The sequence below is a fragment of the Streptomyces liangshanensis genome (assembly GCF_011694815.1).
Taxonomy (GTDB): domain Bacteria; phylum Actinomycetota; class Actinomycetes; order Streptomycetales; family Streptomycetaceae; genus Streptomyces; species Streptomyces liangshanensis.
The window spans coordinates 5,203,346-5,219,255 of sequence record NZ_CP050177.1; the positions used below are offsets into that span (position 1 = coordinate 5,203,346).

A 15,910-nucleotide genomic window follows, 5' to 3' on the forward strand; every position below is an offset into this window, starting at 1 on the left:
CATGGCAAGGAATCTGTGGATCGGCAAGCCGGGACTCCTGCGGGAGATCACGCAGGCCGCCAAGAGCTGGGACCGCGGAGCCGAGTTGAACGTCAGCGAGTTCAAGTCGTTGGAGGGGCAGATCACCACCATCGCGCCCGCACGTACCGCGCGCCGGCTCAAGTTCGCCTGGGACTGGCTGGAGCCGGCCGACGCCGAGCACCTGATCCGGCTTGCCCGGCGTGTCAACGGCCCCGGCATGTTGGGCCGCAACGTGTACGCCGGCCGGTCCGTCGTCGTGATCGATCCCGCGGCCGTCAATCTGCTGGACCCCTACCAGGCGGCGGGACAGACCCTGAATCCCGGCGGCCACGAGCACTGGTTCACCGTGCAGGGAGCGATCACCATCAGTCCCACCGTCGACGACGTCGTCGTCGGCAGTTGTGACAACGCGGCCACCAAGATCGGCTGGCGGCACGGGGTCTGGCCCGGCTGGCCCGTGATGCCGGGTATGCGGATCTCCTGGCTGCTTCCGCCCGACTGGGATTCCGAAGTGGCCACCGCCCAACTGGATTGGAAGGACGTGGACGGCACCTATCTGTCCACGACGTCGGCCGCCGGCCCGCTGGTCACCGGCACGGCGCCCGCTGGCGCAGCCTTCGTCACCCCCGTCGGTGCCCCCGGCAGGACCGGGCTGACCGGTCTGGCCGGAGCGAGCCTGACCATCGGCGAGGAGCCCGTGGCCCTGTCGCTCGGCGACGGCTGCCCGGCCATGGCCGTCACCGGCTACACCGAGACACCCGCCACCCGCCTGCCCTACCGCAGTGTCAGCATCGATCTGGTGGAGGTGGCAGGTGCAGCCCTCTGACGAGAGGTTCGACGCAGCGCTCGCCGCGCCGGAGCGTACCCCCGTCCACTCCACCCGCCTCGGCGGCGAGGAGCTCGGCGAGCAGATTCAGTCCTGGAAGGTCGAGCGGGCCTACAACACCGACCTCCCCGAGGCCATGCGGGCGTTCAGCGGCAGCGCCTCGGCGCAGTTCGAGGCGCAGCTGGGCGGCCGGACCGAGGAGCGGAACGCCGACGAGGCCGGCGCGGGCCCGGTCCCGGAGCCCGCCCCGCGCCTGTACTCCGCCTGGGCGGACCGGGCCACCGGCGACGCCGTACGCCCCGGCCAGTCCGTCGTCCACGAGACGGGCGTCAACGGCCGCACGCTGCCGGCCTTCCGGGGCACCATCCGCTCCCGTACGGCGGCGTCCGGCAGCGACACCGTCACCGTCCAGGCCCTCGACGGCGCCGAGCGGCTGCGGGGCCCCGCTTCGCTCCCCCGCCCCTACCACGGCGTCTGGACCGGCCTGCGGATCGCGTCCGCGCCCTGGTGCGTGGACGAACTGCTCCGGCAGGGCGGCATCCACACCTGCCCGCCGCCTCGCGCGCCGCAGGCCGACGCCGACGACACCAACGCCTTCACCGCGCTGTACGCCTCGTTGCACGGTGGCGTCAACGCGACCTACGGACAGCCCGAGTCGGTCCCCTCGATCGGCGACTACGACTGGATCCGCGAAGGTGCTCCCTTCGAGATGGCCCTCATGCCGAAGGCGGCCGGACTCACCGCATCGTGGATGCCGCGCTCGCGGTTCGTCGTGCCCGGCAAGGTGTTCCTGCTCGAATGCTGGGTCAACACGGCCAAGAGCAGGGGCAACATCATCGAGCTCAGTGTCGTGCTGGACCGGAGCGGTGGGGCCTTCGGCTACCTGAAGGGGAGCGTCGACATCGCGACGGGTACGGTCTTCATCCACTCCGGGACCCAGGGGGGACCCTTCTGGTATTTCACCTGGACGGTTGCCGCGCTGGCGGCCCTCAGGGGCAGCTGGCACCTCGGATTCCTCTTCGACACCCGGTCGTCGGGGACCAGCGTGCTGCCGACGGTCGCCCCCCGGCTGACCGGCCCCGACGGCTCGTACTACGCCGGCCCCACCGCGACCTACGTCCAGCCGTCGGGGAGCCAGCCGCGCGCGGAGGTCCACCACGTCGACCTCACCACCGACATGGCGGTGGAGTGCGTCCAGCTGACCGACCGGATCTGGCCCGACATCCCCTCCTACCCCCGCGCCGAGTGGGAACAGCGGGGTAAGTGGACCAAGGGCGCGGTGCTGGACGACGAGGCGTTGCCGATCTACGCCATGCCCAGGGTGACCGGTTCGCAGTGGGACGTGATCACCGAGATCGCCCGCGCGAGCATGTCCACCGCGGAGTTCGACGAACAGGGCGTCTTCCACTGGAAGGGACCGACCCGCTTCGGCAGGGTGCCGGCCGAGCCCGACCTCACCGTGACCACCAGAAGGAACATCGCCGCTCTCACCGTCGGCGAGGAGATCGACGCCTGCCGCAATCACTGCGAGCAGCCGTACCAGGACTGGTCCGGCGTCGGCCGCGTGAACGGTGACTCCGTGGACGACACGGCCATCCGGAGAATCGATCCCGGTACGTCGGTGGAGATCTCCTACGCCGTCGCCGAGGACGAGTTCGACATCGGACCCCTGGTCGTGACCGACGACTCGGTGGTGAACGACGGTCACCGGGTTCGCTTCGGTACAGCCCCGACCGGTGGTACAGCGGTCAAGGGCGTGGTCTCCGTCAGCTGCCGTCGCGAGGGACCCACGTACTTCGCCCGCTTCACCAACACCGGGACCGTACCGCTGTGGACCGTCACCAAGGACGGCAAGCCATCGGCCCGGATCGTGCCGCAGAAGGCGACCGGCGATCCCCAACTGCGCCAGGCGGCCTGGTGGAGCCCCGATAGCCAGCAGTACTACGGCCGGCAGCAGTACGCGGCCCCCGCCTCCGAGTGGGTGCAGAACGGCGGTTCGGCGACCACCCTCGCGCAGACCATGCTCAACGCCGGCCGCTACCCGGTGCCGGTGCTGGGGGAGGTCGAGGTGCTGCACGATCCGCGGATCCAACTCGGCGACGCCGTCCGGGTCGTGGACACGGCGGGAGCGCAACTCGACACACTCGCCTGGGTGGTCGGGACGCGCACGAACTACGCCGCGGGAGCCGCGCCGCAGCAGACGCTCACACTGCGGGGGACCTCGTACAACGGCGTACCGCGGGACGCGGGGCTGACACCGGACGGGCCGATCGACCCGTCGTACGGCACACGGCGTACGTACGCCCAGGTCACCGCCCAGTACGCGACGCTCGCCGACCTGAGGGCGGGTGAGCCCGACTACCGCGCGCTGCTGGTTCCGCTGCCGGTGACCGCCGGTGCGGCCGCCAGATCGGCGGGCGCGCCCCACGCCGCCTCGGAGGTCGCGCCTGAGGACGTACCCGAAGCCGAGCAGCCTGCCGACGACCCGCTCCCCCCGGAGCCTCCGCGGCCACCGGTACCGGTCGACAGCCCCGGGGCGGGCGCGGGCGACCGGGGCACGAGCCCCGACATCCTGCCGCCGTCTCGGGAGGGCCGCGGCTGACCCGGCGCCGCCTCCACCCTGACGCCCGCCTCGACATCCGCGCCTTCCTCGTCCGTACAGCCAGGAGGTCCTGCCATGGCCCAGCTCACCCCGCTCGGGAATCTGCCGTACCCGCAGCCCACCGACGCCGCCAACGTCCCTCTCCACATCCAGTCACTCGCCGAGTCCATCGACGGCCGTACCGTCCTGCGCTTCCTCGACGCGGCGACCCGCGACGCCAGGGTCACCGCGCCGGTCCAGGGCATGCTCGTCTGGCTCAACACCCCCGGCCGGTTCTTCCACTACTCCGGCACCCAGTGGCAGCCCGTCGTGCCGGGCGCCGTGCACAAGGCCAACACGACGGCCGGCACCCTCGCGGTCACCGCCTACACCGAGACGCTCACCGGCTCCACCGGCGATCCGACGGCGGTCACGTTCACCGCGCCCCTCTCCGGCTCGGTCCTGGTCTCGGTGGGCGCGCGCATCAGCGGCAGCGCGGCCTCCGCGTCCTTCATGTCGGCGAACATCCGCACCGGTACGACTCTCACGCTCGCCGCCGCCGACGCGCGCGCCGCGATCGTCAGTGGTACGAACCAGTGCTCCGCCTCCACGCAGTTCCAGGTCAACAGCCTCGCACCCGGCGCCGTCTGCACCGCGACCGCCGCCTACAAGTCGGCCGCCACGACGAACACCGCCACCTTCACCAACCGATTCGTGACCGTGACGCCCCTGATGTGACACCCCCGTCCACGACGTGAGGAGCCGGCCCATGGCCGCACCGCTGTCCGCCGACGCCCTCGTCCGCGCCCTGCGCGGCGAGGGCGTCCGCGTCGCCGAGCACGGCGACTGGAAGACCCACAACCGGAACCACAAGGGCCCTTGGGGCCCCGTCCATGGAGTGATGCTGCACCACACCGCGGGCGTCGACAGCCTCGCGCTCTGCCGCGACGGCATTCCGTCCCTGCCCGGCCCCCTCTGCGTCGGCCTGCTCACCAAGGACGGCACGGTCCATCTCGTCGGCCACGGACGGACGAACCACGCGGGCAACGGCTCCGCCGCTGTCCTCGAAGCCGTACGCGCCGAGCGGCCCCTGCCCGCGAGGGGGCCGGACACCGTGGACGGCAATGCCCGTTTCTACGGCTTCGAGATCGAGAACCTCGGCAACGGACGTGACCCCTATCCCGCCGCCCAGCTCGACGCGGCCGAGCGGCTGTCGGCGGCATTGTGCCGGGCGCACGGCTGGTCGGCGAGGAGTGTGGTCGCGCACAAGGAGTGGACGCGACGGAAGGTCGACCCGTCGTTCTCGATGTCTCTGATGCGGGACCGCGTCAGCGCCCGCCTGCGCTCGAAACCGGCGCCTCCGGCCCCACCCCCCGGGCCCGGCACACCCCCGGAACCGGCCTACGAGACCTTCCCCGGTGCCGCCTTCTTCGTGCCGGGCCGCAGCAGCCCCCTGATCACGTCGGTCGGCCGCCGGCTGGTTGCCGAGGGCTGCGGACGGTACGACGTCGGCCCCGGTCCCGTATGGGGTGCGGCCGACAACCGTTCGTACGCCGCGTGGCAGCGCAAGCTCGGCTACCGCGGCGCCGACGCCGACGGCATTCCAGGGCGGGCCAGTTGGGAGCGGCTGCGTGTCCCTCGTACCGGAGGAACCGTTCTGACCGGGGGTGGGGCCGCGTGACGCAGTCGGAAGCCGAGGGCATCGCCGTCGAACTGGAGCGCCTGCACCGGTCGGTGGACGTCGGATTCGCCACCACCCGCGGCGACTTGGCGCTGCTGCTCCAGCGCGTCGACCAGACCGACAAGGCCGTGGACGAGCACGAGGACCGGCTCGACGCGCTGGAGCGTTCGCGCTGGCCCCTGTCGTCGCTCGCTGCGGTGACGTCGTGCGCCGCGCTGGCGCTGACCATCTGGCAGGCCTCAGGAAAGTGACGTGACGCGGGGACGCCCCCGGCCGTGTGTCCCGCGGTCGGGGGCGTTTCTCCGCGTTCCCGGGTGGGACCGTTCCGCCTCAGACCTGCTGGGGGCTGGGGGCGTGGGTGCGGTCCGCCGTGATCATTTCCGCAATGCGGTCCGGGGTGACCGCGCGGGAGTACAGCCAGCCCTGGCCCGTGTCGCAGCCGATGCGGCCCAGGCGCTCGGCCTGGCCCTCGGTCTCCACGCACTCCGCCGTGACCGTCAGCCCCAGCCGGTGCGCGAGGTGCACCAGGGTCTCCACGATCACCTCGTCCGCCGGGCTCGGGTGGACCCCCTCGTCGTAACGGAAGCCCCGGACGAAGGAGCCGTCCAACTTCAGGACGGAGACGGGCAGTCGGCTGAGGTAGGCGAGGTTCGAGTAGCCCGTGCCGAAGTCGTCGATCGCGATCCGTACCCCCATGTCGCTCAGCGCCTGGAGGGCCTGGAGCGGGCGGCCCGCCGAGCCCATCACCGCGGACTCCGTCAGCTCCAACTGGAGAAGGTACGGGGCCAGTCCGGTCTCCGCGAGGATCCCGGCGACGTCCGCCACCAGGTCGGAGTCCCACACCTGGCGTACGGCGACGTTGACGCTGACGAACAGCGGGCGGGCGCCCGGGTGGTCCTTCTGCCACTGCCGGGCCTGGCGGCAGGCCGTCCGCAGTACCCACCGGCCCAACTGCACGATCGAGCCGTCCTCCTCGGCGATCCCGATGAAGCGGTTCGGCGCGAGCGTCCCGAACTGCGGGTGCTCCCAGCGCACCAGCGCCTCCACGCCCCGCACGGCCCCGTCCGCCATCCCCACCAACGGCTGGTACTCCAGCAGGAATTCGCCGCGCTCGACGGCCGGCCGCAGCGTCGAGGACAGCGCCTGACGGGTCATCCGGTGGGCGTTGCGCTCCGGGTCGAAGAGGGTCCAGCGGGCCTTGCCGTCGGCCTTCGCCCAGTAGAGCGTGGTGTCGGCGGCCTGCATGAGGCCGGTGGGCGTGGTGCCCTCGGTCGTACGTTCCACGACCCCGATCGAGGCCGAGACCGCGAGCCGCTGGCCGGCCAGGTCGAAGGGGCGCTGGAGCGCGGAGAGCACGGACCGGGCGAGATCGGCGAGTTGCTCCGTACCGGTGGAGTCCTCGACCAGGATCGCGAACTCGTCGCCGCCGAGCCGGGCGACCAGGTGGCTGCCGCTGCGGGTGTAGCCGTCGTGGTCGGCGCACTCGGTCAGGCGGCCGGCGACGGCGGCGAGCAGCCGGTCGCCGACCCGGTGGCCGAGGGTGTCGTTGACCGCCTTGAAGCCGTCGAGATCGAGGTAGCAGAGGCCGATCCGCCCTGTTCTGCCATGATCTGCCCCCGTGTCGCCGCCCCGGCCGACACCGCCGGACGGGTACGCGGGGTGGCGCGGCGGTGTCTCCAGCGCCGACGCCAGGCGTTCGAAGAACAGGGTGCGGTTGGGCAGCCGCGTGACCGGGTCGTGCATCTGGAGGTGGCGCAGCCGTGCCTGGAGCTCCCGCCGGTCGGTGATGTCGGAGACCGACAGCAGGACGCTGCGGCTGTCCGGCACCGGCGCGACCGTGATCTCCGCCCACAGGGTCCGGCCGTCGGAGTGCTTGAGGCGGCGGGTGCAGCGGAAGCGGGAGCGCAGGCCGTGCAGCACCTCGCGGTACGCGTGCCAGGTGCGGGTGTCGGAGGAGAGGTCGACGAGGTCGGCGGCGGACCGGTCGAGGAGCACGGCGGCCGGCACGCCGAGGAGCGCGGCGAGCGCGTCGTTGGCGCACACGATCGTGCCGTGGTGGTCCACGACGGCCATGGCGAGGGGGGCGGTCCGGAAGGCGGCGCGATGCTCGCCCGCGTCCGCCGGGGGCGGCCCGTCCGTCCGGGGCGGCGCGTCCGTCCGGCCCGCTGGATCCGTCCAGCCGGCCGAATCCGCCCGGCCCCCCGAATCCGTCCGGTCCGCATGACGCTCCGTGACCGGCGGCCGCACGGTGCCGGGTACGTTGCCGGGCGCCACGACTGCCGCAGGGCGCGGCCCTTCGGAGGTTCCGCTCACGGCTCGCTCCCGCGGTGCAGTGGTGTCGTACAGGGTGGTCGGGACGGTCGGCCTGGGAAAGTGTGCCGATCATAGAGGCTGTCCGGGTGGCCGTTCCAGCTCTGTGGCCGAGATCCGGAGTCCGATCGGTCGGCGGCCTGTCGCTGGGCGATCGTTTCTGCACGCCCGTGGCCTCGGACGATCCCCTCGTGAGCGGTTGTGACTTTCCGTGAGAGCCCGGGGTGTCGCACCCCGCGCGCCGCGCCTCACCCGAGTGGGGCAGCGGAACAGGGCGTATCGCGAGGAACCGGCACAAGGTGGGTGGTGGTGTCCCCCAACCCCCAGCCGGAGGTCGACGTGCAGCGACTGGAGCCACCCGGGGGAGTGGAACGGCCGCGCCTGCGCAGCACGGCGGCCGCTCTGACCTCCCTCATGGCGCTCGCCGCCACGTCCCTGGTCGCCGGCCCGGCCGTGGCCGCGCCGGCGGCGGGGCCCTGCGCCCTGCCCCGTACCGCCGCGCACCACTCCCTCGGCCTGGACACCTGGAACGGCTCCTACACCCGCCCCGACCGCACCCTCGACGCGGTGATGGTCTTCCTGTCGTTCCCGGACGCCGAACCGACGACCAGCCCCGAGGAGCTGGCCGCCGACCACTTCCCGGCCACCAGCCGCTTCTACGCGCGGGCGTCGTACGGGAAGTTCGCCCTGCGCGCCCACCCCGAGGCGCGGTGGATCCGGATGCCGGACGCCTCCACCTCGTACGGGATACAGCGCGACTGGGACCCGTCGAAGCGCACCGCCTACCTGCGCGACGCGCTGCGCGTCGCCGATCCGGTCGTGGACTTCTCGCGCTACGACATCGTGTACCTGGTCGCCGACCCGACCGCCCCCGGCGTCGACTCGGACGCCACGAAGGTCGTCAACTTCGAGCGGCCGATGCGCGCGGACGGCAAGGACATCCGCCGTATCGTCACCGTCTTCGAGAAGCACCCGCCGGACCGCAACGTGCTGGCCCACGAGACCGGGCACGTCTTCGACCTGCCGGATCTCTACCACCGCCCGTCGGACGGCAAGGGCGACTGGGACACGTACGTGGGGGACTGGGACGTGATGGGCAGCCAGTTCGGCCTCTCGCCGGACCTCTTCGGCTGGCACAAGTGGAAGCTGGGCTGGCTGGACCGGCGCCAGGTGCGCTGCGTGCTGCCCGGTACGGAGCTGCTCACCCTGGAGCCGATCGCCGAGGCCCCGCAGGTCGGCGGGGACGCGGGGACCCGGCTCGCGGTCGTCAGGACCGGGGAGGACTCCGTGGTCGCCGTCGAGGCGCGCGGCGCGACCGGGAACGACGCGGGCACCTGCACCGAGGGCGTGCTGATCTACCGCGTGCGGAGCGGGGCGGAGTCCGGCGGCGGCCCGGTGGAGGTGGTCGACACCCATCCGTCCAGCGACGCCTGCTGGGACACGTCGGTGTACCCGCCGCTGGCGGACGCGCCGCTGGGGGTGGGGGAGACGTTCTCGGTCCCGGACGAGCGGATCAGGGTGGAGGTCGCGGACCGGACGGCGACCGGCGCCTGGACCGTCAAGATCACCACGGGCACGTAGCGCCGGAGCCGGCGTACGGCCAAAAGACCGAGGCCCCCCGCTCGCGCGAGGGGCCTCGATCTTGTCTGTGCGCCGTCAGGGACTCGAACCCCGGACCCGCTGATTAAGAGTCAGCTGCTCTAACCAACTGAGCTAACGGCGCCTGCTGACGTCGTAGACCTTAGCACCCGGATCGGCGGGAGGAAAAATCGATATGGGGGGAGCGGGTGCGGGGTCGTATCGCCTGGTCAGAGGTGTGTGCGGGGACGCGGGTACGGGAGCGGGCGGGACGTCCCGCCGCACGGGCGGCCCGGACGCACGCCCACAGCAGGACGTCCGGTCCCGGCAGCCACGGATGGCGGGTGTCGGGCGCCACCACCCAGCGCGGCCCCGACGCGTTCCCGGGCGCCAGCGGCGGTACGGTCACGGCGTCACCGGCCCCGTGACACAGCAGGGGCGGTACGGAGAGGGCGCCGCCCGACCGGTGGCCGTCGCCGTCGTCCGCGTACTCGCCCGCGCCCCCGTACCCGTCCGCGTCGCCGCCCCCGTACCCGCCCGCGCCCCCGTCCCGGGCTCCTTCGGCCGTCGCCGCCGAGCCGCCCCACTCCTCCCACGCGAGCAGGGACGGCAGCCGCTGGGCGGTGCCCGGAGCGGCGAAGAGTAAGGTCCTGCCCCGGTACGCGGCCACCGGACCCGACCCGGGGCCGTCGGACCAGAGCCGGTTCAGCATGCGGCGGCCGAAGATCGCCGGGGCGCTGACCACGTCGAACGCCCCGCCGCATGGAAGAACCCCCGGCGCGGTGGGGCGGGCGGCCCACTGGGAGAGCGTCGAGCGGGGGTACGGCCCCGCGGAGGCGAGCCAGTCCGCACCGGCCGGCGTGACCCGTGCCGTGTGGTGCCCGCTCTCCCCCTGGAGGAGACCGAGGATGTCGGTGCGGCGCTCGTCGTCGCTCGCGCCCGGACTCAAGGGTGATTCGTCTCGCAGCCATCCACTCATGTCACCCAGATGTACCGGGAGTGACGAGGCAGTTCCTCAGAGTTCACGGAAACCGGGACAGGGCGGGAGCGGACGGCGTAACCTACGCCCCGGCATATGCCAGCTGCCTGGCCGGTTCGAGCGGTTGACAGCGGTCCGGGGACCGCCACCGCCCCCGGCCGCTCCCGCCGCCCCCGAGGGCTACTTCTCCGCCAGGCCCTCACCACGCAGCAGATCCCGGCCGAACTCGACCATCTTCTTCGCGTAGTCCTCGGTCCACTGCGCCCGCAGCGCGATGTCCGCGGCCGTCAGCCGGTCGAACCGGCGCGGGTCGGCGAGCTGGGCCGCCGCGACCGCCTGGAACTCGACCGCCCGGTCGGCCGCCGCGCGGAAGGCCAGACTCAGCTCGGTGGCGCGGCTCAGCAGGTCCGCCGGGTCGTCCATGGATTCGAGGTCGAAGAAGTGCTCGGGGTCGGCGACCGCCTCCGAGGGCTCGAAGAGCAGCGGTGCGGGCCGCAGCCGCCGCTCACTCCGCTCGGGATCCGCCATGTGATTCCTCCTGCTCGTGCCTGTGCCGGCCTCTGGGCCACCGTCCATTGTCCAACCCCCCGCAAGAGGGCCTCCGCCCATACACCGGACGACCTCCGGGCGACAGACAGCCCGAAACCAGGAACTCCCCGCACGCCCAGCCCGCCCCGGCCCTCACGGCCGCCAGGTCACGCGGTGTTCCGACAGTTGGGCCAGCACCGCGTGGTTGGCCTCCCAGCCGTCCGGGAACTTGACCGTGACGCCCAGCTGGACCGGTTCGGTGGACGGGTGCTCGTCCAGCAGTTCCGCCACCCCCGCCCGGCAGACCACCACGCACGCGTGCCGGTGGCGGGAGGCCAGGACGCAGAGCCTTCCGGTCTCCAGGTGGAAGGCCGTCGCGTCCGGGCGGCCCGAGAGCGGGTGGAGCACCACCGTGACGTCGAACTCCCGGCCCTGGAGGCGGTTGGCCGTGTCGACCGCGACCCCCTCCACGCCCAGCTCGGCGAGGGCCGCGCGGACCGCCGCCGCCTGGTCGCGGTGGGCCGTGCCGACCGCGACCCGGTCGGCCGTGACCGGCACCGGATCCGGGGAGCGCTCGCTCGTCGCCACGCCGCCGCGGTCCAGCAGCCGCCGTACCACCAGGGCCACGGCGCGGACCGCCTCCGGGTCGGTACGGGGCGTGCGCCGCGCGGGCAGCTCCAGCAGCCCCCAGCCCGCGGCGGCCGCCTCGTCCAGCACCCGGTCGGGCCCCGAGCCGTCCGACGGGACGCCGAAGGCCAGCTTCCGGTCCCCGGGACCCGTACCGCTGCGGAAGGGGGTGTACGGGTAGAACGCGTCCGACACCAGGGGCGCCGCCGACGCCGGCAGCCGCCACGAGACCGGCAGCCGGTGCTGGGGCAGCTCCGGATTGTGCGCGAGGAGCGTCGAGACGGCGCTCGCCGACGGGTCGTACGACAACCCCGCCCACTGGTCCGCCCCCACCACGCTGAACGGGTCCAGCTGCCCGGGATCCCCGACGAACAGCGCCCGCTCGAAGAGCCCCGCGACGGCGAGCAGCGCGTCCGAACGCATCTGGTACGCCTCGTCCACGATGGCGTGCCGCCACGGCTCGACGCCCTGCACGTGGGCCCACTTCGCGGCCGTGGAGATCACGATGTCGAGCCCGGCGAGGTCCGCGGCCTTCGCGGACTTGCGCACGCTGGGCAGCTCGTCGAGGACCTTGTCGTACGGGTCGGGGTCGTTGCTGTGCAGCCGCCCGACCGGCAGGTCGGGGGCCTTCTCGGCGAGCCGCGTCACCAGGTCGTCCACCTGGGCGTTGGTCTGCGCGACCACCATCAGCGGCCGCCCGGCGGCGGCCAGTTCGAGGGCGGCCCGCACCACCAGCGTCGACTTCCCGGCGCCGGGCGGGGAGTCCACGACCACCCCGCGATGGGCGCCGTGCAGGGTGTCCCGCAGGATCGCGTCGGTGGCCCGGGTCGCGGCGGCGCCGGGGTCGAAGGCGGCCGCCGTACGGGGGTGCGCGGCCTCGTCCGTACTGCTGCTGCTCACAGGAAGTCGTCCTCCGTGACCGGGTCGGGGGCGGGGAGTGGTGCCTCGGGGGTGGCGTCGGCGCCCGGGGGGCCGCCGTGCGTCCACGGCGTCTCCTCCGGGTCCGGCAGCTTCGGGCCGCCGCGCTGGTCGTGCTCAAACAGGGTCCAGACGATCCGGTCGCCCTTCTCCGGTACGGAGCCGGGCGCGGGGTCCTTGCTCCGCCCCATCCGGTCCAGGAGCCGCAGCACCAGTGCGCCGCCCCCGGCGTCGCCCTCCGGGGTGTCGTCCGCGCGGACGAACTCTGCCGACTGCGGTTTGCCGTCCAGCGAGCGGAACACCTTCGTCCGGTGGCCGAGGTGCGGCAGGTCGTCGGTCAGGACGGTGATCAGCGGGCGCGGCGAGGGCCGCTTGCTGTCGCTGTACGCCATCTCCACCTCCGTCACCTCGCCCAGGAACGCCTCCCCGGCCAGCCTGCGCCCCGCGAGCACCAGCGGGTCGTCCAGCGCCTCCTGCGCCTCCAGCTGCCCCTGCGCGGTCTCCCGCGAGGCGAGCTTCTGGGCGGCCGTCACCGCGTCGTCGCGGCGCGGCTGCGGCGGCTCACCGGCCCGCACCCGGTCGCGGTGACCGGTGAACGACCAGCGGTCGCGCGTCCAGCGGTCCGTGACGCGCGCGCCCTCGGGCAGTTCCGCGAGCAGGTCGAGGCCGTGCCACACGGCGTCCCAGGTGGGGCGCATGACCCCGGCGAGCAGCCGGCGGATCTCCCGCTCGGCGCCGGTGAGCCGGGCGAGCTGTTCGTCGGCGCCCGGGCCGTCCTCGGCGGCGGCGAGGGCCTGCCGGGCGCTGTCGTACCGCTCGATCGCCGGGGCGAGGAGCCGGTTGTCGAACGCCGGGTCCGTGGCCGGTCCGGCCGGCGGGCACACCAGCTGGCCGTCCCGGTCCCGCTCCAGCTCGGCGCGGAGCGCGGCCTCCTCGCCGGACGACCCGGCCGGCGGGTCGATCCACGCGAGCAGCGCGCCCAGGTGCTGGTCCTCCAGGTTCGACTGCCCGGTCGCCCAGTGGCGGTTGAGCAGGTCGGTCGCCGCGAGCAGCAGCGAGGAGCCGGGGACCCGCGCGCGCTCGCCGTAGTGCGTCAGCCAGCGGCCGAGCAGCGGGACGCGCGGGGGCGCGGGGTACGGGGTCTCCGGGTCGTCCTCCGCCGTACGCCGGAAGCGCATCGAGCGCCCCAGCAGCCGGACGAAGTCGATCCCGGGGCGGCTCGGCACGATCAACTGCGGCGCGTCCGCGCACAGCTCGACCTCGACCTTGACGCGCTTCCCGCTCTCCGGGTCGGTCTCGTTGCGCTCGGCGGCCTCCACGACGTCCGCGTACGCGTCCAGGTACGGCAGGACGGATTCGGCCAGCTCGGCGAGGAAGGCAAACCGCAGGTCACGGTCGCGCGGCTGGGCGACGGTCAGCAGCCGGGGGGCGTCCCGGTCCGTCCCGACGAGCGCGCCGAGCGGGGCGCCGGCCTCGCCGGACGTGGTCAGCGGCACCAGCACGAGGGGCCGCGCCGAGATCCGCCGGTGCCGCACGGTGGCCAGCGCCCGCGCCCGCCCACTCTCCATGGCCTCCAGCCGCGCGAGCGTACCGATCAACGACATCAGCCCTCCCCTCCGGACAGACCACCCGAAGCGGCCCCACCGGAAGGCGACCCACCGGAGGGCACCCCGCCGAAAGCCACCCCCGCAGCCGCCGCCAGCTCCCCGGTTGCCTCCTCGCGCGCGGCCTCCCGCGCCGTCGCCTCCGCCAGGGCCTCCGCGCGCAACCGCGCCGCCCTGCGCAGTGCCGCCACCGTCGGGTCGGCCGGGTCGCCCGACTCGCCGCGGGCCGCCGCGAGGACCGCGCCCACCGTGGTCAGGCCGCCCAGCTCGCCCCGTACACCCCGGCCCAGCGCCTCCACCGCGCCGTCCGTGCGCGCCCTGCCCCGGCAGTGGAACGCCAGCTCGCAGGCCGCCAGGCACTCGGGCGCGTACGCCGCCGCCACCGCCTCCACGGCCGCCGTCAGCTGCGCGCCCGAGCACTGCTCCACGTCGAACGTCGTGCCCTCAGGGAGCGCGTCCGCGATGTCCTCGATCCGGGTCAGCCGGGCCAACTGCCGGCGCGTCACCGACAACTGCTTCCGTACGTCGACCACGGATGCCGTCGGCAGGTTCGAGAAGTCCTTCGGGCAGACCAGCAGCACCCGGTGGTCCACCTCCGCGCCCTCCGTACGGACCGCGACCCGCTCCAGCGCCAGCACGTACACCGCCGCCTGGCGCGCCGCCGCCCCCACCTTCGCCGCGTCCGCCGAGCCGTCGATCATCGGGAACGACTTGATCTCGACGACCGTCCACCGCCCGTCGGGCCGTACGACCACCGCGTCCGGCTCCAGGTACGCCGGCGAGCCCGCCACCTCCAGCGCCAGCAGCGGATGGTCCAGCAGCGCCCACGCGCCCGCCTCCGTCGCCTCCCGCAGCGCGAGCGCCGTCCTCGCCGTGCGCCCCTCGGGGCCCGCCGCCGACAGGTCGGGTACGAGGACCTCACCGGGCGCGGGCGCAGCGACGCCCAGCCGCTCGGCGACCAGGCGCGTCAGTTCCGTACCGCCGTCGGCCTTGACCTTGGCCTCGAACGCGTTCCCCCGCATGAACGCGAACTGCGACTGGCCGAACGGGGCGGGGGAGCCCAACGCCTTCGCGAGCGCCGCCTTGTCCACCCCGGCGCCGTCCAGCAGCGCGCGGCGCCGGCAGCCGGGGTTGGCGGCGAGGGCGGCCAGGGCGCGGGCGTCCAGGGGATGCGGCGCGACAGCCGGGCCGCGCAGCTCAGCGAGCCGTTGCCGCAGCGTCGTCCGCGGTGGAGGCGGCGGGGACGGAGGGGCTGGAGGGAGCGCTGGTGCGGGTCCGCTGCCCAGGGAATCGGTCACCCGCGGAAGTGTCGCATCCGCCGCTGACAATCGGGGTTTCGCGGGACGGGATCGAGGGGAGCGACGGGGCGGGCGCCCCGGCGGCGGCGAACGGCAGCGCCGCCCACAGACGGTCCGCCAGCCGCATCGCGGGCCTGGTCAGCAGCGCCCCCGCGCCCATCACCACCACACCCGCCACCGCGTCGAGGAAGTAGTGGTTGGCCGTGCCCATCACGACGATCGTGATGACCACGGGATACGCGACGCCCACCCACCGGACGAACGGCGTCCGCGCGTGCCGCCACAGCAGCACCCCGCACCACACGGCCCACCCGACGTGCAGGCTGGGCATCGCCGCGTACTGGTTCGTCATCCCGCCGAGCCCGCGCGGCGCGCTCGCCTGGGCGCCCCACCAGCCGTACGAGCTGTACTGCGCCATCGTGTCGACGAAGCCGTGCCCGGCCTCCAGCAGCCGGGGCGGGCAGGTCGGCAGCAGCGTGAAGCCTATGAGGCCGAGGAGGGTGGAGAGCATCAGCCAGGTGCGGGCCGCCCGGTAGCGGGCGGGGCGGCTGCGGAAGATCCAGACCAGGATCGCCGGCGTGACCAGGTAGTGCAGCGAGGCGTACGCGAAGTCGGCGGGTATGCCGAGGGCGGGGGTGCTGGTGAAGAGCCGGTTCAGCGGGTGTTCGGCGTTGAGGCGCAACGCCTTCTCTATCCGCAGGATCGCCAGCCCGTGATCGACCGCCGTGGACACGTCACCACGTGCGAGCAGCCGGCCCGCCGAGTACGCCGCGTAGACCGCGACGATCAGCACCAGCTCGGCCCACCAGCGCGGCCTGAGCCGGAGCCGAGGCCGGGGGTGCGGCCTGGTCTCCGCGCTGGCGCTGTACGGCATCCGGACGATCTCCATCGTGTTGTCATACGGTTTTCGGCCGACGTTCAACCGTACGGTGCGGCCTGTCGGACGTTTCGGCCGGGTT

General features: G+C 73.6%; 12 protein-coding genes, 1 tRNA gene and 1 pseudogene. 6 read left to right on the plus strand and 8 right to left on the minus strand.

Annotated elements, in window-relative coordinates; genetic code table 11:
* Position 1: 1 nt before the first annotated feature.
* The 5 genes from HA039_RS22540 (at position 2) to HA039_RS22560 (ending at position 5,360) form a co-directional block, all read left to right on the plus strand.
* Complete coding sequence (locus HA039_RS22540) at positions 2 to 847, plus strand: hypothetical protein (protein ID WP_167032801.1); 846 nt, start codon at positions 2 to 4, stop codon at positions 845 to 847.
* Complete coding sequence (locus tag HA039_RS22545; RefSeq protein ID WP_167032803.1) at positions 834 to 3,449, plus strand: hypothetical protein; 2,616 nt, start codon at positions 834 to 836, stop codon at positions 3,447 to 3,449. The genes HA039_RS22540 and HA039_RS22545 overlap by 14 nt, the downstream gene beginning before the upstream one ends.
* A gap of 75 nt (positions 3,450 to 3,524) precedes the next feature.
* Positions 3,525 to 4,166, plus strand: coding sequence for a hypothetical protein (locus tag HA039_RS22550; RefSeq protein ID WP_167032805.1), 642 nt, complete (start codon positions 3,525 to 3,527; stop codon positions 4,164 to 4,166).
* 31 nt (positions 4,167 to 4,197) lie between these two features.
* On the plus strand, positions 4,198 to 5,109 hold the full coding sequence (locus HA039_RS22555) for a peptidoglycan-binding protein (protein WP_167032808.1): 912 nt from the start codon (positions 4,198 to 4,200) through the stop codon (positions 5,107 to 5,109).
* Complete coding sequence (locus HA039_RS22560; RefSeq protein ID WP_167032809.1) at positions 5,106 to 5,360, plus strand: hypothetical protein; 255 nt, start codon at positions 5,106 to 5,108, stop codon at positions 5,358 to 5,360. The genes HA039_RS22555 and HA039_RS22560 overlap by 4 nt, the downstream gene beginning before the upstream one ends.
* A 79-nt stretch (positions 5,361 to 5,439) precedes the next feature.
* Here the strand turns inward: HA039_RS22560 and HA039_RS22565 are convergent, their stop codons facing one another.
* Complete coding sequence (locus HA039_RS22565; RefSeq protein ID WP_167032811.1) at positions 5,440 to 7,422, minus strand: putative bifunctional diguanylate cyclase/phosphodiesterase; 1,983 nt, start codon at positions 7,420 to 7,422, stop codon at positions 5,440 to 5,442.
* Positions 7,423 to 7,758: 336 nt separating this feature from the next.
* Here HA039_RS22565 and HA039_RS22570 point away from each other — a divergent pair, with 336 nt between their 5' ends.
* Positions 7,759 to 9,000: a M6 family metalloprotease domain-containing protein gene (locus HA039_RS22570; RefSeq protein WP_243870220.1), complete on the plus strand. Its 1,242-nt coding sequence runs from the start codon at positions 7,759 to 7,761 to the stop codon at positions 8,998 to 9,000.
* Positions 9,001 to 9,068: 68 nt separating this feature from the next.
* Here the strand turns inward: HA039_RS22570 and HA039_RS22575 are convergent.
* From HA039_RS22575 to HA039_RS22605, 7 genes and pseudogenes are all read right to left on the minus strand, one after another.
* Positions 9,069 to 9,142 (minus strand) — tRNA-Lys (locus tag HA039_RS22575).
* Positions 9,133 to 9,976 (minus strand): annotated as a pseudogene (locus HA039_RS22580) (hypothetical protein). The gene HA039_RS22575 and the pseudogene HA039_RS22580 overlap by 10 nt, the downstream one beginning before the upstream one ends.
* 180 nt (positions 9,977 to 10,156) lie before the next feature.
* Positions 10,157 to 10,504, minus strand: coding sequence for a hypothetical protein (locus HA039_RS22585; RefSeq protein ID WP_167032813.1), 348 nt, complete (start codon positions 10,502 to 10,504; stop codon positions 10,157 to 10,159).
* 153 nt (positions 10,505 to 10,657) lie between these two features.
* Positions 10,658 to 12,031, minus strand: coding sequence for an AAA family ATPase (locus HA039_RS22590; protein ID WP_167032815.1), 1,374 nt, complete (start codon positions 12,029 to 12,031; stop codon positions 10,658 to 10,660).
* Positions 12,028 to 13,653: a hypothetical protein gene (locus HA039_RS22595; RefSeq protein ID WP_167032817.1), complete on the minus strand. Its 1,626-nt coding sequence runs from the start codon at positions 13,651 to 13,653 to the stop codon at positions 12,028 to 12,030. The genes HA039_RS22590 and HA039_RS22595 overlap by 4 nt, the downstream gene beginning before the upstream one ends.
* Positions 13,653 to 14,951, minus strand: coding sequence for a hypothetical protein (locus HA039_RS22600; protein ID WP_243869666.1), 1,299 nt, complete (start codon positions 14,949 to 14,951; stop codon positions 13,653 to 13,655). Before HA039_RS22600 ends, HA039_RS22595 begins: the two co-directional genes overlap by 1 nt.
* Positions 14,851 to 15,825, minus strand: a complete 975-nt coding sequence (locus HA039_RS22605) for a phosphatase PAP2 family protein (protein WP_243870223.1) — start codon at positions 15,823 to 15,825, stop codon at positions 14,851 to 14,853. Before HA039_RS22605 ends, HA039_RS22600 begins: the two co-directional genes overlap by 101 nt.
* Positions 15,826 to 15,910: the final 85 nt, after the last annotated feature.